The sequence below is a fragment of the Corynebacterium sp. MSK195 genome (assembly GCF_030228885.1).
Lineage (GTDB): Bacteria > Actinomycetota > Actinomycetes > Mycobacteriales > Mycobacteriaceae > Corynebacterium.
On the sequence record NZ_JASPGT010000002.1, the window covers coordinates 232,999 to 254,672 of the forward strand.

The following is a 21,674-nucleotide window of genomic DNA, read 5'->3' on the forward strand; positions in this document are numbered from 1 at the left end:
GCGCTGTAGGCTTCCCCTCCCACAGGACTTCACGCACGTGCTTGCCCTAGCCTATCGTGAAACATGTGACTAATGCGACCCAAGTGCCAAATTTTTTCACAGCATTCATTAGGGTTTCCCCTAAAAGCGCTGCTTAACACCCGCCCCAACACTCCCGGGTGGGTACACCCCCACCACGGGGAGGTCGCACACGGCGGCGCTAGCCGAGCTCCTTGGCCTTATCGGAGCAGGCCTCTGCCGCGCGGTAGAACGCGCCGCGCAGTCCGGACTCCTCCAGCTCGCGGACGGCGGCGGCTGTGGTGCCGCCCGGCGAGGTTACGCCAGCACGCAGCTGGGTGGCCGAGCGGCCGGAGCTAGCCAGCATCTCACCAGAGCCGGCTGCGGCCTGGGCGGCAAGCTTCTCGGCGACGTCGCGGGGAAGGCCGAGCTGTACGCCGGCGTCGACAAGCGCCTCTGCCACGAGGAAGAAGTAGGCCGGGGAGGAACCTGCCAGTGCGGTGGCGGCGTCGATATTCTTCTCCGGGATGACCGCTACCTCGCCGACGGCCTCCAGCAGCTCGCGCACGCCGTCCATCTGGGCGTCGCTCACGTGCTCACCGGCCGCGCAGGTGCACATGCCGCGGCGCACCAACATGGGGGTATTGGGCATAACGCGCACCACCGGCACACCTTCGCCCGCCGCACCCTGCAGCTGCTCTAGCGTCAGGCCCGCGGCCATGGACACGACCACGGCATCCTTGGCCGGCTCAAGGCCTTCGAGCAGGTCCAGGATGGCGTAGGGCTTCACGCACGCGAAGATATAGTCCGCGCCGTCTACCGCCGCTGCATTATCGCTGGTGGTGGTGACGCCATAGGCATCCTGAAGTTCCTTGCTGCGGGATTCGGTGCGGTTGGTGACCGTGATATCAGAGCCCGCAAAGCCCGATGCTACGAGTCCCGAGGTCAAAGCCTCACCGATTTGTCCGCCGCCTAAAATTGCAATCTTTGTCATAGTCTCCACCATGCCAAAAATGCGGAACCCCGGCTACCACGTGGGGTAACCGGGGCGTCGACAAGCGGGGGCTTAGAGCATCACCAACAGCAGCGGGCCGAAGGTCAGGATAAGGCCGGTAAAGCCGGCCAGGAACATGGAGAATCCGTCGCGCGCGGTGCGCAGGGCGTGCGTCACGCCCACCATAATTGCGGTGACGCACAGCGCGAGAATGGCGACGACCAGGCGCGGGAAGCTATCCCACAGAATCTCAAAGCCCTTGAAGATGACAATCGCCAGCAGGATGCCCGCGACAATCATCAGGAGGATGGACACTGGGTTGAGCTTCTCGTGCTCTTCCTCGATCCACTCTTCGTCGTCCTCGACCTTGGGAAGGTTGCCGGTTTCCTCTGCACTCTTAGCGACGCCCGCCTTCTTCGACGCCGGCACCGCCGCTGCAGCGGCAGCTCCAGCGCCAGCTGCCGCGGCTCCCGCTCCGGCCGCCTTTGCGCCCTTGTCGGCCTTCGGCTTTTCGGCAACGGGCTTCGCTGCGGTGGCCTTGTCCGCGCCGGACTTGTCTACGGTCGGCTTCTCTGCTGCGGGCTTGGCCGTAGCGGCCTTCGCCGCGGCAGGCTTGGCGTCATCCGCCTTCGCCTTATCCACGCGCTGGATTACCGCGGTGTCATCGGCAGAAGGCTGCTTCTTCTTCGCCGCCTCTTGTGCCGCGCCGGCAGAAGCCGACTTCTTTGCGGTGGGCTGTGCAGCCGACGGGGCGGACGCAGCAGGCTTTGCGGCAGCCTTGGCTGCAGGCTTGTCGGCGGACTTCTTTGCGGAGTCAGCATCGGTCGCGTCGGCAGTCTTGGGGGCGCGGATGACGGGAGCGTCCTCGTCGATAGAGACGGAGGTGTGCTTGGCCTCGGCAGGCGAAGCCTCGACCTTCTTAAGGTTGCCGGTTAGCTCGGCAACGGAAATGCCGCCTTCATCGAGGCTGCGGCGGTGGCGGCGCGAACGCTTGTCATCCTTGCCGCCCTTCTCGCCGCGGGCTTTTTTATCGCGAGCCAGCAGCTCTGCCACGGTCAACTTGTTCTTGTCAGCCATGATCTCTTCCTATTCCAATCCCTTATCGGTCCGGCGCAAAATGACGCCCTCACGCAGCGCCCACGGGCAGATTTCCAGCTTCTCAATGTCCAAGGCTCGCATGGATGCCTCGGCCACCAGAGCGCCGGCAACGATTTGGTGCGATCGGTTAGAACTTACACCTTCAAGGTCCGCTCTGTCTGCCGCAGTCATGCGAGAGATGAAGGAAATCAACTGGCGCAGACCCGGTGCAGTCAACGTGCGCTTGACGTATGGGCCGGCAGACGAAGGTGCGGCACCGGTCAGGCGGGCCAGCGTACGGAAGGTTTTGGAGGTACCCACGGCAAGGCCAGCGGGGCCCATGGCCTTCATCTGCTGAGCGGCGTCCTCAAGCTCCGCATCAATAAAATCGCGCAGCGCGCTTACCTTCTTCTTCTCCGGCGGGTCGGTGTCGAACCAATTATGGGTCAACCGGCCAGCGCCCAGGTCGAGGGAGAACGCAAGGTCGGGGTGCTCGTCGGTACCGGTGGACAGCTCTAGCGAGCCGCCGCCGATGTCTAGGTTGGTGATACGCCCGGCGGACCAGCCGTACCAGCGGCGTGCGGAGAGGAAGGTCAGCTGGGCTTCTTCCACGCCAGAGAGAATCTGCAGGCGTACGCCGGTCTGCTTTTCCACCTCATCGAGCACGGCCTCCGAATTATGCGCGGAGCGCACCGCCGAGGTAGCAAAGGCGATAAATTCAGCGCAGCCCAACTTTTCGCCCAGCTCGCTCGCCTCTGCTACGGCACTGACCAGCTTCTTTACACCCTTTTCATGGATGTTGCCCTTCTTGTCCAGCTGTTCTACCAGCCGGAGCGGGGTCTTCCAATCGCTCATCGGAGTGGGCCGCCCGCCCGTCGCGGCATCGACCGCAACGAGGTGGACGGTATTGCTTCCGACGTCTAATACACCTAATCGCACACTAATAGCGTAGTAGGTCTACCGTGGTTAGGTGTGAATCGCCCAAAATCTGACACGGTATACCTAGGTTTTCCCGCGAGCTCGCCCGCGGCGGCGTCGATAAGAGCGGGCCGCGAAGAGGCCCCCGATTTCCCGCGGGAGTGGTTTGAATTTACCAACCCGAACGACCCACACCACGTCTTTTCCATCGACCTGACATGGGTGGAATCGCACTACAGCTGCCAATTTGGAACGTCGGCATGCCGGGGCATCGATAAGAGCCAGCCCGAGGTGGGCTGCTGCGTGCATGGCGCCTATATGGCCGATGAGGAAGACCGCGACCAGCTTTACGACGCCGTCTCGCGCATGCCTGCCAAGTATTGGCAGCTGCGCCCAGCGGGGGTAGATGAGTTCCTCGCGCAGGACGCTACGGATGAGTTGGAGCCGTGGCTGGAGTGGGATGAGCTCGACGGCGAGGACGGCGAACCGGAGCCGGCGCTGAAGACACCCATTGTGGATGGCGCGTGCATTTTTGCCAACCGCGCCGGCTGGGCTACAGGTACGGGCTGCGCGCTGCACCAGTGGGCTGTCGATACCGGCGAGGAGCTCACGGTGGTAAAACCCGAGGTGTGCTGGCAGTTGCCGCTGCGCCGATACGAGGATTATGAAGAGCGCCCAGATGGGCAGGAGATTTTGCGCACGCAGATCGGCGAGTATGACCGCCGCGGTTGGGGTAATGGCGGCGAAGACTTTGATTGGTATTGCTCGGCTGATGCGGCCTGCCACGCCAACCCGCTGCCGATGTGGCAATCGCACGAAGACGAGCTGGTAGCGCTCATGGGCCGAGAGTCCTATGAGATTTTGGCCGCGCACTGCAAGGCACGCGCCGCGGCGGCAGAGCACGGCGTCCGGCTCACACAGCACCCGGCCAGCGTGAAGGCCGGGAGCCTACAGGCAGGAAGCCAGCAGGCGGAGAGCTAGAGCTCGAATTTATAGCCCAGGCCGCGCACCGTAACCAGGTGCTTCGGACGGGAGGGCTGCTCCTCGATCTTGGAGCGCAGGCGCTTGACGTGAACATCGAGCGTCTTGGTGTCGCCAACATAATCGGCGCCCCAGATGCGATCAATGAGCTGGCCGCGGGTGAGTACGCGGCCGGCGTTGCGCAGCAGGTACTCCAGGAGGTCAAATTCCTTAAGAGGCATGGATACCGGCTCATCCGCGACGGTAACGGTGTGGCGTTCCACGTCCATCTTGACGCGGCCGCCCTCGAGGATCTGATCGGCTACTTCTTCCTCCACCTCGGTGTCGGCACCGGCACCGGAATCGTGGCCGCGGCGCAGGACCGCGCGGATACGCGCGATGAGCTCGCGGGAGGAATAAGGCTTGGTCACGTAATCATCAGCGCCCAGCTCGAGGCCGACGACCTTGTCGATCTCGGAATCGCGCGCGGTCACCATGATGACCGGCACGGAAGAAGAGGTGCGCAGCTGCTTGCATACCTCGGTGCCGGACATGCCGGGCAGCATGAGGTCTAGAAGGACGATATCGATGTCGTTAGCGGCAAACTTTTCCAGCGCGGTGGGGCCATCGTGCGCGATGATCGGCTCGAAACCCTCCTTGCGGAGAAGGAATGCCAGCGGATCTGCCAGCGACTCTTCATCTTCAACGATGAGGATGGTGGTCATTGTGCTTTATCCTTTCGACGTGCTGCAACGCGTGCTACTGCACGCGGGAGCCCAGGCGCCGCCGCAGTGACGGCATCCTGATTCTCATTATCCTTCATGCCAGCATCCTGCGCTGGCTTTTCTTCCCTGTAGATAGGCAACTCAATGGTGAATGTAGAACCCGTACCGGGCCGGGACCACAGTTTGATGTTGCCGCCATGGTTGGCCACCACGTGTTTAACAATTGCTAATCCTAGGCCAGTGCCTCCGGTCTGCCGCGACCGGGCTTGGTCTACGCGGAAGAAGCGCTCAAAAACACGTTTTTGATCATCCGGTGCGATACCGATGCCGCGGTCCGTGACGCGGATGAGCACGACCCCGCCATCCACGACTTTCTGGGAGACCGATACCGGCATCTTCTCCGGCGAATAGTTAATCGCGTTGGAGATGAGGTTAGATAGTGCGGTAACCAGCAGGGACCTATCTCCTTTGACCTGCACGCCAACCGAGGCGCCCCGATTGAGCTCGATGGAGCGAGCCTCCGCAGCCAGTTGGTTGCGCGAGAGCGCTTCCTCGATGAGGTCATCGACGGCCAACGGTTCCATTTCCGGCAAGGCCTCGGCGCCCTGCAGCTTGGACAGGGAAATAAGCTCGCTGACCATATCGGCCATGCGGTTGGCTTCCTTGTAAACCTTATTGCCAAAGTACTCCACGTTTTCCTGGTCACCGGGGTCTTGTAGCAAGGCCTCGGCCAGCAGGGCAATGCCGCCGACGGGGGTCTTGAGTTCGTGGGAGACGTTTGCCACGAAGTCGCGACGGGCGGATTCCATGCGGACGTTTTCGCTCTCATCGGTGCCGTAGATGATGACAAAGCGGCCGTCGTTAAGCGTCAGCGGCTTAATGACCGCCTTGACCTGTGTGACACGGTGGCCAGTGCGGCGCTTGGGAATGGCCAGGTCGACGGTGCGGGTCTCCTTGTCCTCGAAGACCTCCTGCGCGGTCTGCCACACGTCCGGGTTCACGGCGCGATCATGCACCAGGGACATCTCGTGGGCGGCGGAATTGGACATGACGATTTCTTGGCTGCGGTCCAACACCGCCAGGGCCGTCGGCGAGCCTTGCACGGCCAAGTGCAGTACCTGGCTGACCGTCGTGACCTGGTTGGCCTCGGCATCGCTGGCTTGGCGGTAGTGCGCAATGCGCCCGCGCAGCCAAGAAATCGCCGGTAGCGCCAGCCCGCAGGCCACCACGCCGGCGGCAAAGGAAAGAATCAATTCCACGTGTCTACCCTATCCACCACAAAGTCCCCAGGGAATACTCCCCGGGGACTGTGGCGCAGTTTCTTACTTACCGCCCTGCGCAGCAACGGCGGCGGCACCGGCAGCGGCGGCTTCCGGATCCAGGTAGGTGCCACCTGGGTTTACTACGGAGCCATCCTCGGTGATCTCATATACCAGCGGGATGCCGGTCGGAATATTCAGGCCGGCAATATCATCATCGGAGATATTGTCCAGGTGCTTAACCAGAGCGCGCAGGGAGTTGCCGTGCGCGGCGATGAGTACGGTTTCACCCTTCTTGGCGCGTGGGAGGATTTCCTCCTCGAAGTACGGAACGAAGCGGGCGACGACGTCCTTCAAGCACTCGGTCTGCGGGACCTTATCCAGGTCCGCGTAGCGCGGGTCATCGACCTGGGAGTACTCGGAGTCATCGGCCAGCTCCGGCGGGCGCGTGTCATAGGAGCGGCGCCATGCCATGAACTTTTCCTCACCGTATTCTTCCTTGGTCTCGGCCTTGTTCAGGCCCTGCAGGGCGCCGTAGTGGCGCTCGTTGAGGCGCCAGTCGCGCACCACTGGAATCCAGTGGCGGTCGGCGGCGTTGAGAGCGATGTTCGCGGTGCGGATAGCACGGCGAAGAAGAGAGGTATAGAGGACATCGGGCAGAACACCTTCCTGCGCGAGCAGCTCACCGCCGCGCTTGGCTTCCGCCTCGCCCTTTTCGGTCAGATCTACATCGACCCAGCCAGTGAACTGGTTGGACTCGTTCCACTTGGATTGGCCATGGCGAAGAAGAATCAGCTTTCCGTTAGTCATGCCTCCAGCATGCCACGAAATTATTACCGGCGTCAGGGTTTAATCCCCAATCGCCCGCCGTTGATGGCAATCCGGGACCTCGATGCGGCTGGCCTCGTCATAAATTTCTGCGAGCGCGGCGGCGGAGCTGGCCCAGCTAAAGCGCGCAGCGTGGGCGACGGCGGCTTCGCCCATGGCGATGCGCATGGGGTCGTCGTCAAGCAGGCGGGCTAGAGCATCGGCCCAGTCGGATGGGTCGTGCGAGTGCACCAGCAGGCCGGTCTCCCCTTCGGCCACGGCGATGGGCAACCCGCCGACGGCCGCGGCTACCACCGGCGTGCCAGAAGCCTGAGCTTCCAGCGACACCAGTCCGAAGGACTCGTTATAGCTAGGCACCGCCACAATATCGGCCGCGCGGTAGACCCCCACCAGCTCCTCTGGCGGGCGGGCACCCAAAAAGCGCACGCGCTTATCGACGCCCAACTCGCGCGCCAATTCCCTATAGGCCTCCGGCGCCGTATTGGCTCCCGATGGTCCACCACAAATGACCACGCGCAGGTTGCGGGTCGGTTCGCGGCGGAAGAGCTCGGCCGTGGCACGAATGAGGACCTCTGGGCCCTTGAATTTTTGCAGGCGCCCCACAAAGGCCACCACCTTGGTGTGCAGTGGAATGCCCAGCTCGCGGCGGGAGCGCTCGGTATTGCGGTCCGTGCCTGGGGTAAATAGCTCGACGTCGGCGCCGGGCGAGACCACGCGAATGATGTCGCACTCGGCGTCGTAGTGCTCGGCCAAGTCGCGGGCCTCTTGCTCGGTATTGACCACGAGCAGGTCCGCGTTATCCACCAATTGCTGCTCGCAAATGCGGCGGGCCTCGGACTCCAGGGTGTCATCCGCCGTCCGAGAAGCGTTTTTTACCGCGGCCAGGGTATGGGCCGTGTGGATGAGCGGTATGCCCCAGAGATCCCGCAGTAGCCAGCCCACCTGGCCGGAGAGCCAGTAGTGCGAGTGAATGAGGTCATATTTCTTGCCCTGCCACTTGGCAAATTGCACCATGCCGCCCGCGAAGGCGGCCAACTGGGTGGGCAGGTCCTCCTTGTCTAGGCCCTCGTATGGGCCAGCGACAATATTGATAACGCGCAGGCCGGGCTCGACCGCAATGATTTCGCCCTGGCTAGGCCGAGTGGCGCGCGTATAGACGTCCACCTCGATCCCCCGGCGAGCCAGTTGGCGCGCACTATTGAGGACGTAGACGTTCATACCGCCGGCGTCCCCCGAGCCGGGCTGTTCAATCGGCGAGGTATGCATAGAGATCATGGCGATGCGCATGGCGCTCAATTCTACCGGCGCTATACTGGCCCCTGCCAGAAACCTACGCCACCGAAAGGTAAAGTTTTGTCCGCATACGAATCACAGGCTTGGCTCCAGTATTACCCGGAATGGACACCGCACCACCTCGAGTACGGCGACACCACGTTGTTGGACATCTACGACAACAATCTTGAGGTCAACGCCGATAAACCGGCCACCTACTTCTTCGGGCGCACCCAAACGTATGCGGAGCTGGACCGGCAGGTTCGCGCTGCCGCCGCTGGCTTGAAGGCCTTCGGTGTGCGCCCCGGTGACCGCGTAGCCATCGTGGCACCAAACTCGCCGCAGTACATCGCGGCATTCTACGCCATCTTGAAGCTGGGCGCCCAGGTGGTGCTGCACAACCCGCTCTACACCGCCCACGAGCTGGAGGGGCTCTTCCAGGATCACGGCGCGCGCATTGCCATTGCCTGGGATAAGGCAGCCCCGACCTTGGAGAAGCTGCGCGCAACCACCAACCTGGAAACGGTCGTGTCCATCAACATGATCAACGCCATGCCCACCCTGCAGCGCGCCGCCCTGCGCCTGCCCATCCCGCCGCTGAAGTCCAAGCGCGAGCAGCTCTCGTCCCCGGCACCTAATACCGTGCCGTGGGAGACCTTGGTGGGCAACGCCATCGGCGGCGACGGCAGCGATATCACCACGCCGGAGGACGTGGACAAGGACACCATCGCGCTGATTATGTACACCTCTGGCACCACCGGCGCCCCGAAGGGCGCCATGCTCTCGCACGGCAACCTGTTTTCTAACCTGATGCAGGGCAAGGCGTGGGTACCAGGTTTGGGCGATAAGCCGGAGCGCATGCTGGCAGCCCTCCCCTTCTTCCACGCTTATGGCCTGACCATGAACGTGACCTTGGCGCAGTTCATCGGCGGCGAGCTAGTCATCCTGCCCAAGCCAGATATGTCGCTCATCATGCAGTTGATGAAGAAGCACACCCCGACCTGGGTACCGGGCGTGCCAACGCTCTACGAGCGCATCGTGAAGGCCGCCGAGGATCAGGAAATCCCCATCAAGGGTGTGCGCGCGGCCTTCTCCGGCGCGTCTACCCTGCCTTCGGACACGGTCAACAAGTGGGAGAACTACACCGGCGGCCTCTTGGTGGAGGGCTACGGCCTCACCGAGTGCTCGCCGATTATCGTGGGCAACCCCATGAGCACCGACCGCCGCCCAGGCTACGTGGGCATTCCGTTCCCGGATACCCAGGTGCGCATTGCCAACCCGGATAACCTGGACGAGACCCAGCCGGACGGCGTCGAAGGCGAGGTTCTGGCCCGCGGCCCGCAGATCTTCAAGGGCTACCTCAACAATGAAGAGGCCACCGAGGCCGCCTTCCACGGCGAGTGGTTCCGCACCGGTGACATGGGCGTCATGGAAGAAGACGGTTTTATCCGCCTGGTCAGCCGCATCAAGGAAATCATCATCACCGGCGGCTTCAACGTGTATCCGGGCGAGGTGGAAGAAATCCTGCGCGAGCACCCGAGCATCGATGACGTCGCCGTGGTCGGCCGCCCGCGCGAGGACGGCTCCGAGGACGTCGTGGCCTGCCTCGACCTCGCCGATGGCGCCGCCCTGGATCCGGAGGGACTCAAGGACTACTGCCGCGAGCGCCTGACCCGCTACAAGGTCCCGCGCACCTTCTACCATTTTGAGGAGCTGGCCAAGGACCAGATGGGCAAGATCCGTCGCCGCGAGGTCCAGGCAGACCTCATCCGCCGCCTCGAGGCCGAACAGAATTAACATGTTCCGCCTCATCGATAGCCCCCTCGGACCCCTGCGCTTGCAGGCGAGCCCGCGGGGGCTTTCCCGCATCGAATTCACCGCGGCCAGCACTCCACAGGAAGCGGTGGGCGGTGTGGAAGAAGGGGGCGTCGATAAGCGCAGCGCGGACGTGCTCGACGCTGCCCAGGCACAGCTCGCGGAGTATTTCGCCGGCCAGCGCCGTTCCTTCGAGTTGCCCCTCGACCCGCCTGCGACGACCGACTTTCGCGCCGCGGTGCATGCGCGGCTGGCCGAGATTGGCTATGGGGAGACGGTCAGCTACCGCGACGTCGCCAAGCTGCTGGGCCGGCCCGGCGCGACGCGGGCCGTGGGCAGTGCGTGCGGCGCCAATCCCCTGCTCATCGTGCGGCCATGCCACCGTGTGCTGCGCAGCGATGGCGGTCTCGGCGGCTATGCGGGTGGTCTGGAAGCCAAACGTTTTTTGCTGACACTGGAAGAAAACTAGAGGGATTCCTCATATTTGGGATATGCTATCCCCTCAGAAATAGTTTTTGTAGCCAAACGAAAGGTTTTCCGCGTGTCCGCTTCCACCTCCCGAGCCTGGCTCGAGCACTACAGCGATTGGACCCCACACACGCTGGACTACGGCGATAAAACCATCGTCGACTACTACCGCAATAACCTACGGGTCAATGCCAATAAATCCGCCACCTACTTCTTCGGAAAGACACAGACCTACGCGGAGCTCGATACCCAAGTGCGCGCCGCTGCGGCTGGTCTCAAGGCTTTTGGTATTCGCCCCGGCGACAAGGTGGCCATCGTGCTGCCTAACTGCCCCCAGCACGTCGCGGCCTTCTACGCGGTGCAATTACTTGGCGCCACCGTGGTCGAACACAACCCGCTCTATACCGCCCCGGAGCTGGAAGGGCTGCTCAATGACCATGGGGCGCGCGTGGTCATCTCCTGGGATAAAACCGCCTCCACTCTGGAAAAGCTACGCTCGACCACCCCGCTGGAGACCATCGTCTCCGTCAATATGGTCGATGCCATGCCACCACTCAAGCGCCTCGCGCTGCGCCTGCCCCTCCCACCGCTGGCCGCCAAGCGCGAGCAGCTCACCAGCCCCGCACCCAATACCGTGGAATGGTCCACCCTCATCGGCGCGGCCATTGGCGGCGATGGCTCGGACCTCGATATCCCTGAGATCTCCCAGGACGATATCGCGCTCATCCTCTATACCTCCGGCACCACCGGAAAGCCCAAGGGTGCCCTACTTTCGCATGGCAACCTCATTGCCAATGCCATTCAGGGCAAGGCCTGGGTGCCACAGATGGGCAAGCAACAAGAGCGCTTCCTCGCAGCACTGCCCATCTTCCACGCCTACGGCATGACCACGCTGTGTATCTTCAGCATCTACCTTGGCGCCGAGCTCATCCTGGTCCCCTCCCCGCAGATGCCGCTGATTATGGACATCGTGAAGAAGCGCACGCCTACTTGGCTGCCGGGCGTGCCCACGTTGTATCAGAAGATCATGGACGCGGCGGAAGAAAAGGACGTCGACTTAAGCGGCATCCGCAATGCTTTCTCCGGCGCCGCCACACTACCCGTAGAGATTGTGGAGCGCTGGGAGACCATGACCGGCGGCCGGCTGGTGGAGGGCTTCGGCATGACGGAGACTTCCCCGGTGCTTACGGCCAATCCCATGAACGGCAAGCACCGCCCCGGCTATGTAGGCGTGCCCTTCCCGGATACGGAGGTGCGCATCGCCAACCCTGAGAACCTGGATGAGACCCAGCCCGATGGCCAACCGGGCGAGATGCTCGCGCGCGGCCCGCAGATTTTCCAGGGTTACTCTGGCAATGCCGCCGCTACCGAAAAGACCTTCCACAATGGCTGGTTCCGCACCGGTGATATGGCACTCATGGAACCGGATGGCTATATCAAGCTGGTCAGCCGCATCAAAGAAATCATCATCACCGGCGGCTTCAACGTCTACCCCGCCGAGGTGGAAGAGGCGATTGCCCAGCATCCCGACGTCGTGGATGTCGCCGCCGTGGGCCGCCCGCGCCAGGATGGCTCCGAGGATGTCGTCGGCTGCGTTACCCTGCGCGATGGCGCCGTGCTCGATCCAGAAGGCTTGAAGGAATTCTGCCGCGAGCGCCTGACCCGCTATAAGGTGCCGCGCACCTTCTACCACTTCGAAGATCTGGCGCGCGACCACCTGGGCAAAATCCGCCGCCACCAGGTGCGCAAGGACCTACTCGAGCTGCTGGAGGCAAAGGCCTAAACTTAGCGGCTATGGCAGATATTCATTATGGCGCTACCTTGACGGATTTCCTCGCGGCCGCCGTCTCGAGATTTCCGCAGCGCCCCGCCACCTACTTCGCTGGCCACACGCTCACCTATAGCGAGCTCGACGCCCAAGTGGCGGCCGCGGCCGGTGCCCTACGCGAGATGGGCGTGCGCCCCGGCGACCGCGTGGCGCTCCTGCTGCCCAATTGCCCGCAGCACGTAGTGGCATTCTTCGCCATCCTGCGCCTGGGCGCGGTGGTGGTGGAGCACAATCCGCGCTATACCGCGCACGAGCTCACCCCGCTGCTCGCCCACCATGGCGCCCGCGTGGCAATTGCCTGGGAGGACATCGCCCCCACCGTGTCTGCGCAGGTAGAGACCACCATTGCCGTTTCCCTCAGCGAGCCGCTTCCCCTCAGCGGCACCCCGGTGGAACCGCACCCTGCCGCGCTTGCCGACGCCGCCCTTATCCTCTACACCTCCGGCACCACCGCTCGCCCCAAGGGCGTGGTCTTAACCCACGGCAACCTCGCGGCCAACTGCCTGCAGCTGGAGACCCAGGCCCCGCTGCGCTCCGGACACGAGCGCTTCCTGGCCGCGCTGCCGATGTTCCATTCCTATGGCTTGACGATGAGCGTGCTCCTCGCGGTGCGCTGCGCGGCCGAGATCATCCTGCTGCCTGCCCCACACACCGACGCGGTGACCAAGGCGCTTGCCGCCCGCCGCCCCACCTGGATGCCGGGCGTGCCCACCATCTACGAGCGCGCCATGGCGGCCACTCCCTCGGCCGCAGCCACCACCGCTTCTGACGCGCCTACGGATCTCGGCGGGGTACGCTACTCCATCTCGGGCGCGGCCTCGCTCCCCTCGCGCATCATCGAGCCGTGGGAGGCGCGCACCGGCGGCATGCTGGTGGAAGGCTATGGGCTTACGGAGACCTCTCCCGTGCTGACTATCAATCCCCTCGACGACTCCCGGCGCGCCGGCACCATCGGCCTGCCGCTTCCGGATACGCAGCTGCGCATCGGTGATCCTCACGACCTCAGCCGCACCCAGCCGGATGGCGAGGCCGGCGAGATCCTCGCCCGCGGCCCGCAAGTCTTTAGCGGCTACCTTGCCGACGCCCCCGCAACCGCCGCCGCCTTCCATGACGGCTGGTTCCGCACCGGGGACATGGGCGTTCGCGAGCCCGATGGCCATATCAGGTTGGTGGGCCGCATCAAGGAAATCATCATCACCGGTGGCTTCAATGTCTATCCCGGCGAGGTTGAGGAGGCCTTAACCTCCCATCCTGATATTGCCCAGGCCGCAGTCGTGGGCGTTCCTCGCTCCGATGGTTCAGAGGATGTCGCCGCTTGCGTGGTGCTTGCCCCCGGCGCGCAACTCGACGAGTCTGCCTTGCGCGACCATTGCCGCGGGTTGTTGGCGCGCTATAAGGTCCCGCAGCGCTTCTTTGCCATGGAGACGCTCGCCGCCGACCAGCTGGGCAAGCTGCGCCGCCGCGATGTCCAGCGCGATCTCCTCGCCCTGCTCAACCAGGGCTAGCCTTGTTCACGCGCTTCCCGGCGCACCGCCTGTTCGTAGATGCGCTCGGATCGTTCCTCAAGGTCGTGCTGGGCGCGGGCTTGGGCTTTAGCGGCGGCGTCGGAACGCGGCGGAGCCTGAATATGCCGCGCGGCGTGCAGGCCCAATTGCAGTTCTTTGGCGCGCAGAACCTCCGCATCGATTTTGATGCCCAAAATGAGCATCGTATTAGATAGCCACACGGCCATGAATACGGCCATAATGAGGCTGAAGGCGCCGTAGACGCTGGCTCCGGCAAAGCGCTGGGTATACAGCGCAAATGCTCCCCACACCACAACATTGGTGCTCAGCGCCACGACGGAGCCTAGGGTTATCCACCGAAAGCGCGCCGGCCGCACGTTCGGGGAAAAGTGATACAAGATAGCGATCAAGCTCAGCACGATCACCACGGTGAGCGGGAAGCGCAGCCAATTCCACACTGGCATGAAGATCCCACCCAAAAAGTCCGCAGTGCCCTGCATCTCCAGCTTGCCCGCGAGCGGATTGATAACGCCGCTCACGATGGTATCGCGCAGCAGGTTAGCAAAGAGGACAATGACCGCACCGATGACGAGAACAATGGTCAGCCCCCACATCAATGCCCAGGTGCGGATGATTCCACGGCCCTCTACTCGCCCATAGACGGTATTGGCCGTGCGCGAGAAGGCGCGCACATAGGCCGAGGCCGCAAAGAGCGAAACTAGCACGGATACCACCAGCGCGAAGGTGCCTTGCGCCGTGGAACCAATGATGGAGCCAACCAGTTTTTCGGCCTGCTCCGTCATGGAACTGGGCACGTAGTCCGCAATGAAGTGCGAGGTTAATTCGTGTACCTCGGCACGCCGCGAGGAGAAGATGAGCGTGGCGATGGAATAGGCGGCCAGCACCGTGGGAGCAAAGGCCATGAGCGTGAAGTACGTCATCGTGGCCGCACGGTCCATCAAGGCATCGTGGAAGAAATCGGCCCACACGCGGCGCGCCACCAGCCCCCAGCTTTCCTTACGTAAGCGGTTACCGCGGGCCAGGGGATCTACTTCCTCGGTATGGCCCTCAATCTTGACCACGGTGGGCGCGGTGCTGGGCACGACCTTATCCGCCCCCTCGTACCCGGATTCGCTCACCGGAGTGGCCGCGGCGCTCGACGGAGCCCCGGCAGGCTGGCGGCCGGCGGGCTGCTTACCTTCAGGCTGTTCGGCAGAAGGCAAGTCCCCAGGGGTGCGTGCGGCGCCGGGGGCCTCGGCGGCGTCGTCCAGAGTGCTCATATTATCCCAGCGTATGCGGTAAAGAATCTATTTCAGGAAGTGACACTCAGCCGTGATTACACTGGAGAAGCATGACTGAACAGAATGACAAGAAGCTCAACGTTAAGTCCTTCGAACTCGACCACCGCCTAGTCAGCGCGCCATATATCCGCGTGGCCGACCGCACGGATTTGGGCGGCGGCGTCGAAATCATCAAGTATGACCTGCGTTTCTGCCAGCCTAACCAGGACCACCTGGATACCAAGGCGCTGCACTCGGTGGAGCACATGATGGCAAACTTCATGCGCAACTACACCGATAAGCTCATCGGCTTCGCCCCGATGGGCTGCCGCACCGGCTTCTACGCCATCACCAACGGCATGGAGCAGGACGAGCTGCTGCGCGCGGTGGAAGGCGCGCTCAACGATATTCTTAACGCTACCGAGGTACCGGCCGCCAATGAAGAGCAGTGCGGTTGGGGTGCGCACCACAGTTTGGAGGGCGCGCAGGAGGCAGCCCGCGCATTCTTGGGCGCTAAGGATGAGTGGCTCCAGGTCATGGCCGCCTAAGCCAGTCGCCGGCACGGTAGGTGCCGAACTGAAAAAGCAGCCACGATAGACCCGAAAACCGCGTGGTTAAGGGCGCTATCGTGGCTGCTTTGTAGGTTTTATGCCCTAGAGCCCGGAGTGAAAGCGCAGTCGCGCGCTACTCGTCGAGGGCGAGGCCGATCCACACGGGTTCGGGCACGAGCTCTACGCCGAAGGTCTCATGGACGCCGTCGCGGATGGTGCGGGCAAGATCCACGATATCGGCGGCCTTAGCCGCGCCGCGGTTGGTCAGCGCCAGCGTGTGCTTCGTCGAGAGCGTGGCCCGGCCGGAGCCCGGGTAGCCCTTGGCAAACCCGGCGCGGTCAATGAGCCAGGCGGCGGACAGCTTTTCCCGGCCGGTCTCGGCAGAGGGGTGGCGCGGCATGGAGTCTGCGGTGGCGTCGCCAAGCGAGGCACGGATCTTGGCCTGGACGGCGTCGGCAAGAGCGGAGTCCACCACCGGGTTGGTAAAGAAAGAGCCGGCGGACCAGGTGTCATGGTCGGTGGGGTCGAGCACCATACCCTTGCCGCGGCGGAGCTTTAAGACCTCCTCGCGGACCTCGGCCACGGGGCGGCGCTCGCCCGGATTCTGGGTGAGCTGGCCAAAGCGCAGCGGGCGGGAAAGGCCCTCGGTATCGAGCTGCAGCTCCACCTCCAACACCACGGCGCGGCCGGTGAATTTCAGGTTGGAATAGCGATACGCCAGCTCCAGGTCGGAGGCGGGAACCCATTCATCGGTATCGGTGCGGCGGTTATAGAGGCGCACGCGGGTAAGGACCTCAGAAATTTCCGCGCCATAGGCACCCACATTCTGCACGGGGACCGCGCCCACGGTGCCGGGAATGCCGGAGAGGCACTCTATGCCGCCCAGGCCGAGCTGCACGGAGCGGGCTACCACGTCATCCCAGACGGCACCCGCCTGTGCGCGCACCACGCCGGTTTCGGTGTCCATGGAGACCTCATCAAAGTCAAGGATGACCGCGACGAGATCCACTGCGCCATCGGCCACCAAGAGGTTGGAGCCGCCGCCAACGACGATGAATTTCACTTCGGCGTGATCAAGGGCACGCACCACGGCAACGGCGGCCTCCGGCTGCGAGCAGCGCAGTGCGGCCTGCGGTTTTCCGCCTACACGCAGCGTAGTCAGGTCCGCAAAGGTGGCGGCGGGGTCCAGTTCTACGCCGTCGATCGCTGTGAGCTTTTGCGTCAAAGATTTATCAAGCACGCCTACCAAGGTAGTCTGTTAGGCATGTCAACCCGTAGTGAAAACACCGTAACCATCAATCAGCCCATCGAAAAGGTCCACAAGGCGCTGCTCACCAAGGAATACTGGGAGTACATCGTGGCCAACCTCTCCCCTGAGGCGGGCCAGGTGCACGACTTCAGCGATAACGTAGCCACCCTCTTCGAGGTTCTGCCGACCACCCTGCTGCCAGAGGCAGTGCGCGCCATGGTCTCCCAGGACCTGAAGGTCAAGCGCGTGGTTACCGTGGGCGAGCTCAACGGTGAGGCTGCTGACGTTAACTACACCGCGGATGTCAAGGGCACCCCGGTTGATTTCAAGGGCGATATCTCCCTGGCCGGCGAGGGCGAAATGACCAAGCTGTCCTACGTCAACGAGATCTCCGTCAATATCCCGATGATGGGCGCCGCCATCGAGCCGAAGGTGGGCGAGTCCCTGGCCGAGCTCTTCGATAACGAGGGCAAGCTGACCGAGCAGTGGATCTCTGAGAACGCCTAAGTTCTACAGAACCGAAATTTATGGCCGACCACGCACATAATCTGCGCGCTAGCGCAGCTGCGGGTCGGCCTTTTGGCGTTATCACCCGCGGCACCACCAACCACAACCGGCTGCGGCGCTGCGATAGGTGGATGCTCGCGCACCCGGAGATTTCCGCGCTGCTGCGGCATGTAGATACCCCGCTGGCGCTCGACGTGGGCTACGGGGCCTCGCATGCGACCACTGTGGAGTGGGCAGGGTGGCTGCGCCGGGCGAATCCGCGGGTAGACGTGCGCGGGCTGGAGATCCACCCGGACCGGGTGCTGCCGCCGCGCGATGGCGTGCGCTTTGAGCTGGGCGGTTTTGAGCTGGCCGGCTACCGTCCGCAGCTGGTGCGCGCGTTTAATGTGCTGCGCCAGTACGATGTGGACCAGGTGGAAGAGGCCTGGCAGACGGTGTGCTCCCGTCTTGCCCCAGGAGGCTTCTTTGTGGAGGGCACCTGCGATGAGCTCGGCCGGCGCGCGGCCTGGTTGCTGCTGGATGCCCACGGTCCGCGGACGCTCACCCTGGCGTGGGATCCGTTCGATGTGGCGCGCCCTTCCGATATTGCCGAGCGCCTGCCCAAAATCCTCATCCACCGCAACGTGCCCGGCGAGCCCATCCACGAACTCCTCAAGGCCGCCGACGAGGCCTGGGACCACGCAGCGGGGTGGGCGCCCTACGGTCCGCGCGTGCGCTGGCGCATGGCAAGGGCCTTGCTTGCCGACGCCCCCTTTGACATCCACCCCGTCCGCCGGCGCCTGCGCGATAATGTGCTCACCGTGGACTGGGAATCGGTGGCGCCGCAAGGTTAAAAATGTCCTGCTAACTTCACCGCAGACTTTGCCCCGCGCCGTCTCATGCGCCACACTGGTACGCATGGCTTCGAAGAAATCGGCGGGTTCACTCGCCTGGAAAATCATCATTGGCATCCTCGTAGCACTCCTCGTGCTCATCCTCTTGGCCGAGTTCGGCCTGCGCTGGTTCATCGGTCACCAGATGACCTCGCAATTCAACGAGGCCGCGGAGCAAGAGGGAATCCAGGTCAAAGAAGATCCCTCCGTCAGCTTTGGCGGCAGCCCACTGCTCGTAGGGCTGTTCAAGGGTTCCATTTCCCAAATGGATATGACCACGCCGTCCACCCTGCAAATCGACGGCACCGAGATCAAGGGCCAGCCTGCCTCCGAGATCCACGTGGAAGATATGAGCACCGACCAGGAGAATCCGGTGGCCGGCAAGCTACGCGCTTCTACCACCGTGCCGGATGACTACCTGCTGGCATCCTTCCAGAAGGGCATTTCCGAGCAGGCAGGCAGCGAGAAAATAGGCAATATGGTGGTTACGGAGATCACCGCCAATGAGCAAGACCACGTACTGGACGTGAAGTTCGCCGGCGGCCTGGCCAACCTCTCGCTAGAGCCTACCGCCCACGACGGAAAGCTCGATATTCGCGCCACCGAAGCCTCCATCTTCGGACTTGAGCTGCCGGATCAGGCCACCGAAGCCATCTCCTCCGCGCTGCAAAACGGCATGTCGGATCAGTTCGTGGGTTCGGACATGAACGTCGATTCCGTGGAGGTCCTCGATGGCGAGCTCAAGCTCACCATCACCGGCACTGATGTTCCGATGAACGACGTGGATAAGCTGGCCGGCGGCGAGGGCACCACCGGCAATGGTGGGGCCAACAATGGCGCGCCGCAGCAGGACGCGCCGAAGGAAGCCGCCTAAACCAAAGCTGCGGGAAATTCGAGGACCGGAAGAGTGGCAGCCGCCAACTCCGGTCCTTTTTTCATGCCTTCTTCACCGGCGCCGGATTCCGCGCGGTCCGCGGCTGCGGCCGCGGAGCTGCGCACAATGAGGCGCTGGTAGCCGGCTTGGTGGGCGGCGTTGAGGGCGGCGTCGGCAAGCGGGGCGTCTGGGACGATGAGGCCCAAGCGGGCCGGGTCGGGGCAGGCCTCGCGGATGGCGATGAGCTCGGAGAGCACGGCATTGGCATCCGTCACGGTCTCATCAAGGCTGACCCACACCTCGCTGGCGCCCGATTGGATGGCCAAGCGCGCCTCAGAGGCCTTGATGAGCGTGTGGTGGCGGCCGGTGGGATAGCCGGCGACGGAGATGATATCGGTCGCGCCGGCCCCCGCGGCAATGGAAACATGGTGCGGGGAGACCACGACGGTGTTATCGGCGGCGCAGTCCTTGACCGTCGCGGCCGGGGCAGCAAGCAGGTTAAGCATTAGTAGCTGTAATCGCCGTTGATGATGGCCTTGAGCTGCGGGCGCACATCAAACCAGTACACGCCGGTAATGACCGCGCCAATCCATGACAAGAAGGGCATACCGGTGGCCATCGCTACGGCCGAGCCCGCCAGCAGGCCAACCCACACCCACTTGCCCTGGCGGTCGCCGGCACGGAAGGCATCCTCGCGCGTGGCGGCGGCAATCACCGCGCCGACGATGGCAGTCAGGGCGAGGATTTGGAAGATGTACCTGTCTAGATTCAGGACAAGATCATAAAGTAAATACATGCAGATTAATTCTGTGGGTCGTCGGTGTCGATTACTTCGCCATCGATAATATTATCGCCCTGCGAAGGAGCCGAATTCTGGCCGGGGCGCGGGCCATTTTTCTTCTCCGCGCGGCGGGCCTGGGCGGAGTTATAGGCGTCTACGACGCCCTCGCGGGTCTCTTGATAGGCGGTAGTGAACTTGCCCTTGGCGTCAGCGAAAGACGCGGACTCGCGGGTGCCGTCCGCGGCCTTCTTTAAGGAAGCACCAAATTCCTTCGCGGTGGCGGTGGCCTTATCAACTAGGCCGTCCTTGCCAGTGCTGCCATAGGGGCTCTCCGCCTGCGCGCCATGAGCGTGCTGGGTGCGCTCTTCTTGCAGGCGTCCGCCAAAGTCCTTGGCTACGTCGAAAGCGGCGCTGCCGGCATCCTTTAGGGAATCAAAAATCTTCTTATTATCGCTCATTGCTCATTACTCCTTGTGTTTAAGCACCAAAGATAAGGTGGTTGATCGCGAATATCACCAATCCTGCCAGGGAACCGACGATAGTGCCGTTCAAACGAATAAACTGCAGGTCCTTGCCCACCATGAGCTCGATATTGTGGGAGGCTTCCTCCGCATCCCAGCGCTTGATGGTCTCCGGGATAATCGCGATAATTTCTGGCGCGAATTTCTCCACGGCGTAGCGCGCGGCCTTATCCACGAGCGCATTGGCTTGGGCCAGGAATTCGGAGTCCTCGAGCAGACGGTGCGCCAACTCCTTTACCTTCGCCGTAATCTTCAGGCGCAGGAAAGACTCTGGGTCATTGAGCTGGTCAATGAGCGTGGTGGACACCGTGCGCCACATGGCCGCCGGTGCCTGCTGGGCTTGGTCGGAGGTGAGCATCTCTTGCTTGATGCCCTCGATGCGCCCGCGCATGTCCGCATCCCACTGCAGGTCCGCGGCCAGCTTGGACAGGTTGCGGCGAATGGCCAGGCGGGCCTCGTGGTTGCCATTGCGGCGCACTTCATCGGCGAATTCCACGAGCTCGGTATAGACCTTCTCCCCCACCATCTCGCGGGCAAAGCGCGGCGCCCATCCTGGCATGCGTTCATCGATGGCGGTGACCACGGTGGGCTCCATGCTCAGAATCTTGCCGTGCGCCCACTCGATGAGGTCGTCTTCCAGCGGACGAGCCTTGCCGTCAGCAATATAGCCCTCCAGCAACCTACCCAGCGGCGGGCCCCACTCAGGCTCGGCCAGGCGGTCCATGACTTGGGTGCGGATGAACTGCTCTGCTTCTTCGGGGTCGAGATCCTCCACCACGCTGGCGGCACGCTCGCCAATCCACGCGGAGACCTCCTCCGCCTTGCCGGGCTCCACACCCTGGCGTGCCAGCCATAGCGGCAGCTCCGCCTCCCGCACCTTGGCGCTAAGCGCATCCGCGGTCAGGAAGTTCTCCTCCACGAAGTCCTTCAAGGCATCGCCCACGCGGTCCTTGTTATTCGGAATCAGCGCCGTGTGCGGGATGGGCAGCCCCAACGGCCGGCGAAATAGCGCGGTCACCGCGAACCAGTCCGCCAAGCCGCCCACCATGCCGGCCTCCGCCGCTGCGCGCACGTAGCCTACCCATACCGGAGCCCCGCTTTCCGACGCCTGCCACCACGAACACCCCAAAAAGATCACCGCCGCACCAATCAGGAACGACAGCGCAATCGCCTTCCACCGGCGCAGGTCCGCCCGCCGCGCCTCCTGATTGCCAGCCTGCGGCACAGGAGCAGCACCCGACGATGCCGTTGCCGGAGCCGATTCGAGGCCTTCGTCCGCGCGGTGCGTCATGAGTTCTCCTTGGGATTGTGAAGATGTGTTCGGGCTTCGGCCATTAAGACTAGTGCGTACTTAAAAGCACTCGATCTCTGCCTTCAGTAATTAAGTTTATGG

General features: G+C 63.1%; 22 protein-coding genes. 9 read left to right on the plus strand and 13 right to left on the minus strand.

Annotated features, from left to right (window positions below):
* Positions 1 to 199: 199 nt before the first annotated feature.
* From proC to QP909_RS03035, 3 genes are all read right to left on the minus strand, one after another.
* Positions 200 to 991, minus strand: a complete 792-nt coding sequence (gene proC, locus QP909_RS03025; RefSeq protein WP_239230458.1) for a pyrroline-5-carboxylate reductase — start codon at positions 989 to 991, stop codon at positions 200 to 202.
* A gap of 72 nt (positions 992 to 1,063) precedes the next feature.
* Positions 1,064 to 2,068, minus strand: coding sequence for an Rv0497 family membrane protein (locus QP909_RS03030; protein WP_284766080.1), 1,005 nt, complete (start codon positions 2,066 to 2,068; stop codon positions 1,064 to 1,066).
* 9 nt (positions 2,069 to 2,077) lie between these two features.
* A complete protein-coding gene (locus QP909_RS03035) occupies positions 2,078 to 3,007 on the minus strand; it encodes a Ppx/GppA family phosphatase (protein WP_284766081.1) in 930 nt (309 codons plus the stop codon).
* A 33-nt stretch (positions 3,008 to 3,040) separates the two neighbouring features.
* On the opposite strand from QP909_RS03035, the gene QP909_RS03040 reads away from it, so the two are divergent.
* Positions 3,041 to 3,967 (plus strand): DUF3109 family protein, encoded by a 927-nt coding sequence (locus QP909_RS03040; RefSeq protein ID WP_284766082.1) that lies wholly within the window; start codon positions 3,041 to 3,043, stop codon positions 3,965 to 3,967.
* On the opposite strand, the gene QP909_RS03045 is transcribed toward QP909_RS03040, so the two are convergent.
* The 4 genes from QP909_RS03045 to mshA form a co-directional block, all read right to left on the minus strand.
* Positions 3,964 to 4,671: a response regulator transcription factor gene (locus QP909_RS03045; protein ID WP_284766083.1), complete on the minus strand. Its 708-nt coding sequence runs from the start codon at positions 4,669 to 4,671 to the stop codon at positions 3,964 to 3,966. The two genes, QP909_RS03040 and QP909_RS03045, sit on opposite strands and share 4 nt — an antisense overlap.
* Entirely contained in the window at positions 4,668 to 5,930 is a 1,263-nt protein-coding gene (locus tag QP909_RS03050) for a sensor histidine kinase (RefSeq protein WP_284766084.1), read from the minus strand. The genes QP909_RS03045 and QP909_RS03050 overlap by 4 nt, the downstream gene beginning before the upstream one ends.
* A 63-nt stretch (positions 5,931 to 5,993) precedes the next feature.
* The gene (locus QP909_RS03055; RefSeq protein WP_284766085.1) at positions 5,994 to 6,740 is read right to left on the minus strand and encodes a phosphoglyceromutase; all 747 of its coding nucleotides are present in this window, start codon (positions 6,738 to 6,740) and stop codon (positions 5,994 to 5,996) included.
* Positions 6,741 to 6,779: 39 nt separating this feature from the next.
* Positions 6,780 to 8,045 (minus strand): D-inositol-3-phosphate glycosyltransferase, encoded by a 1,266-nt coding sequence (gene mshA / locus QP909_RS03060; RefSeq protein WP_284766086.1) that lies wholly within the window; start codon positions 8,043 to 8,045, stop codon positions 6,780 to 6,782.
* A 66-nt stretch (positions 8,046 to 8,111) separates the two neighbouring features.
* On the opposite strand from mshA, the gene QP909_RS03065 reads away from it, so the two are divergent.
* The 4 genes from QP909_RS03065 to QP909_RS03080 all read left to right on the plus strand — a co-directional run bounded on the left by QP909_RS03065 (position 8,112) and on the right by QP909_RS03080 (position 13,646).
* Positions 8,112 to 9,827 carry a long-chain-fatty-acid--CoA ligase gene (locus QP909_RS03065; RefSeq protein WP_284766087.1) on the plus strand — a complete coding sequence of 572 codons (1,716 nt, stop codon included), beginning with the start codon at positions 8,112 to 8,114 and terminating at the stop codon, positions 9,825 to 9,827.
* A 1-nt stretch (position 9,828) separates the two neighbouring features.
* Complete coding sequence (locus QP909_RS03070) at positions 9,829 to 10,314, plus strand: methylated-DNA--[protein]-cysteine S-methyltransferase (RefSeq protein ID WP_284766088.1); 486 nt, start codon at positions 9,829 to 9,831, stop codon at positions 10,312 to 10,314.
* A 72-nt stretch (positions 10,315 to 10,386) separates the two neighbouring features.
* Positions 10,387 to 12,096, plus strand: a complete 1,710-nt coding sequence (locus tag QP909_RS03075) for a long-chain-fatty-acid--CoA ligase (RefSeq protein ID WP_284766089.1) — start codon at positions 10,387 to 10,389, stop codon at positions 12,094 to 12,096.
* A gap of 11 nt (positions 12,097 to 12,107) precedes the next feature.
* Complete coding sequence (locus QP909_RS03080) at positions 12,108 to 13,646, plus strand: AMP-binding protein (protein WP_284766090.1); 1,539 nt, start codon at positions 12,108 to 12,110, stop codon at positions 13,644 to 13,646.
* On the opposite strand, the gene QP909_RS03085 is transcribed toward QP909_RS03080, so the two are convergent.
* Positions 13,643 to 14,926: a YihY/virulence factor BrkB family protein gene (locus QP909_RS03085; protein WP_284766091.1), complete on the minus strand. Its 1,284-nt coding sequence runs from the start codon at positions 14,924 to 14,926 to the stop codon at positions 13,643 to 13,645. The genes QP909_RS03080 and QP909_RS03085 overlap by 4 nt on opposite strands.
* 71 nt (positions 14,927 to 14,997) lie before the next feature.
* Here QP909_RS03085 and QP909_RS03090 point away from each other — a divergent pair, with 71 nt between their 5' ends.
* A complete protein-coding gene (locus QP909_RS03090; RefSeq protein WP_023020462.1) occupies positions 14,998 to 15,474 on the plus strand; it encodes an S-ribosylhomocysteine lyase in 477 nt (158 codons plus the stop codon).
* A 136-nt stretch (positions 15,475 to 15,610) separates the two neighbouring features.
* Here QP909_RS03090 and QP909_RS03095 read toward each other — a convergent pair whose 3' ends face one another.
* Positions 15,611 to 16,717: a UDP-N-acetylmuramate dehydrogenase gene (locus QP909_RS03095; RefSeq protein ID WP_284766092.1), complete on the minus strand. Its 1,107-nt coding sequence runs from the start codon at positions 16,715 to 16,717 to the stop codon at positions 15,611 to 15,613.
* A gap of 24 nt (positions 16,718 to 16,741) precedes the next feature.
* On the opposite strand from QP909_RS03095, the gene QP909_RS03100 reads away from it, so the two are divergent.
* The 3 genes from QP909_RS03100 (at position 16,742) to QP909_RS03110 (ending at position 18,979) form a co-directional block, all read left to right on the plus strand.
* Positions 16,742 to 17,233 (plus strand): DUF2505 domain-containing protein, encoded by a 492-nt coding sequence (locus QP909_RS03100; protein WP_005327201.1) that lies wholly within the window; start codon positions 16,742 to 16,744, stop codon positions 17,231 to 17,233.
* 20 nt (positions 17,234 to 17,253) lie between these two features.
* A complete protein-coding gene (locus QP909_RS03105; RefSeq protein ID WP_284766093.1) occupies positions 17,254 to 18,066 on the plus strand; it encodes a class I SAM-dependent methyltransferase in 813 nt (270 codons plus the stop codon).
* Positions 18,067 to 18,130: 64 nt separating this feature from the next.
* Positions 18,131 to 18,979 (plus strand): LmeA family phospholipid-binding protein, encoded by an 849-nt coding sequence (locus QP909_RS03110; RefSeq protein WP_284766094.1) that lies wholly within the window; start codon positions 18,131 to 18,133, stop codon positions 18,977 to 18,979.
* Here QP909_RS03110 and QP909_RS03115 read toward each other — a convergent pair.
* Genes QP909_RS03115 through QP909_RS03130 form a run of 4 tightly spaced genes read right to left on the minus strand, consistent with a single transcriptional unit; the run spans position 18,976 to position 21,572 of the window.
* On the minus strand, positions 18,976 to 19,485 hold the full coding sequence (locus tag QP909_RS03115; protein ID WP_284766095.1) for a beta/alpha barrel domain-containing protein: 510 nt from the start codon (positions 19,483 to 19,485) through the stop codon (positions 18,976 to 18,978). The two genes, QP909_RS03110 and QP909_RS03115, sit on opposite strands and share 4 nt — an antisense overlap.
* Positions 19,485 to 19,775, minus strand: a complete 291-nt coding sequence (locus tag QP909_RS03120; protein ID WP_284766096.1) for a DUF2516 family protein — start codon at positions 19,773 to 19,775, stop codon at positions 19,485 to 19,487. Before QP909_RS03120 ends, QP909_RS03115 begins: the two co-directional genes overlap by 1 nt.
* 5 nt (positions 19,776 to 19,780) lie before the next feature.
* Positions 19,781 to 20,218: a CGLAU_01105 family protein gene (locus QP909_RS03125; protein ID WP_284766097.1), complete on the minus strand. Its 438-nt coding sequence runs from the start codon at positions 20,216 to 20,218 to the stop codon at positions 19,781 to 19,783.
* 19 nt (positions 20,219 to 20,237) lie between these two features.
* The gene (locus QP909_RS03130; protein WP_284766098.1) at positions 20,238 to 21,572 is read right to left on the minus strand and encodes a DUF445 domain-containing protein; all 1,335 of its coding nucleotides are present in this window, start codon (positions 21,570 to 21,572) and stop codon (positions 20,238 to 20,240) included.
* Between the last annotated feature and the right edge of the window lie 102 nt (positions 21,573 to 21,674).

Excerpts from the sequence above, each read along its gene's own strand:
- QP909_RS03115 (WP_284766095.1), bottom strand. The coding sequence starts at position 19,485 with ATGCTTAACCTGCTTGCTGCCCCGGCCGCGACGGTCAAGGACTGCGCC.
- QP909_RS03070 (WP_284766088.1), top strand. The coding sequence starts at position 9,829 with ATGTTCCGCCTCATCGATAGCCCCCTCGGACCCCTGCGCTTGCAGGCG.
- QP909_RS03090 (WP_023020462.1), top strand. The coding sequence starts at position 14,998 with ATGACTGAACAGAATGACAAGAAGCTCAACGTTAAGTCCTTCGAACTC.
- QP909_RS03085 (WP_284766091.1), bottom strand. The coding sequence starts at position 14,926 with ATGAGCACTCTGGACGACGCCGCCGAGGCCCCCGGCGCCGCACGCACC.
- QP909_RS03030 (WP_284766080.1), bottom strand. The coding sequence starts at position 2,068 with ATGGCTGACAAGAACAAGTTGACCGTGGCAGAGCTGCTGGCTCGCGAT.
- mshA (WP_284766086.1), bottom strand. The coding sequence starts at position 8,045 with ATGCGCATCGCCATGATCTCTATGCATACCTCGCCGATTGAACAGCCC.
- QP909_RS03110 (WP_284766094.1), top strand. The coding sequence starts at position 18,131 with ATGGCTTCGAAGAAATCGGCGGGTTCACTCGCCTGGAAAATCATCATT.
- QP909_RS03120 (WP_284766096.1), bottom strand. The coding sequence starts at position 19,775 with ATGTATTTACTTTATGATCTTGTCCTGAATCTAGACAGGTACATCTTC.
- QP909_RS03045 (WP_284766083.1), bottom strand. The coding sequence starts at position 4,671 with ATGACCACCATCCTCATCGTTGAAGATGAAGAGTCGCTGGCAGATCCG.
- QP909_RS03055 (WP_284766085.1), bottom strand. The coding sequence starts at position 6,740 with ATGACTAACGGAAAGCTGATTCTTCTTCGCCATGGCCAATCCAAGTGG.
- QP909_RS03125 (WP_284766097.1), bottom strand. The coding sequence starts at position 20,218 with ATGAGCGATAATAAGAAGATTTTTGATTCCCTAAAGGATGCCGGCAGC.
- QP909_RS03130 (WP_284766098.1), bottom strand. The coding sequence starts at position 21,572 with ATGACGCACCGCGCGGACGAAGGCCTCGAATCGGCTCCGGCAACGGCA.
- QP909_RS03100 (WP_005327201.1), top strand. The coding sequence starts at position 16,742 with ATGTCAACCCGTAGTGAAAACACCGTAACCATCAATCAGCCCATCGAA.
- QP909_RS03080 (WP_284766090.1), top strand. The coding sequence starts at position 12,108 with ATGGCAGATATTCATTATGGCGCTACCTTGACGGATTTCCTCGCGGCC.
- QP909_RS03105 (WP_284766093.1), top strand. The coding sequence starts at position 17,254 with ATGGCCGACCACGCACATAATCTGCGCGCTAGCGCAGCTGCGGGTCGG.
- proC (WP_239230458.1), bottom strand. The coding sequence starts at position 991 with ATGACAAAGATTGCAATTTTAGGCGGCGGACAAATCGGTGAGGCTTTG.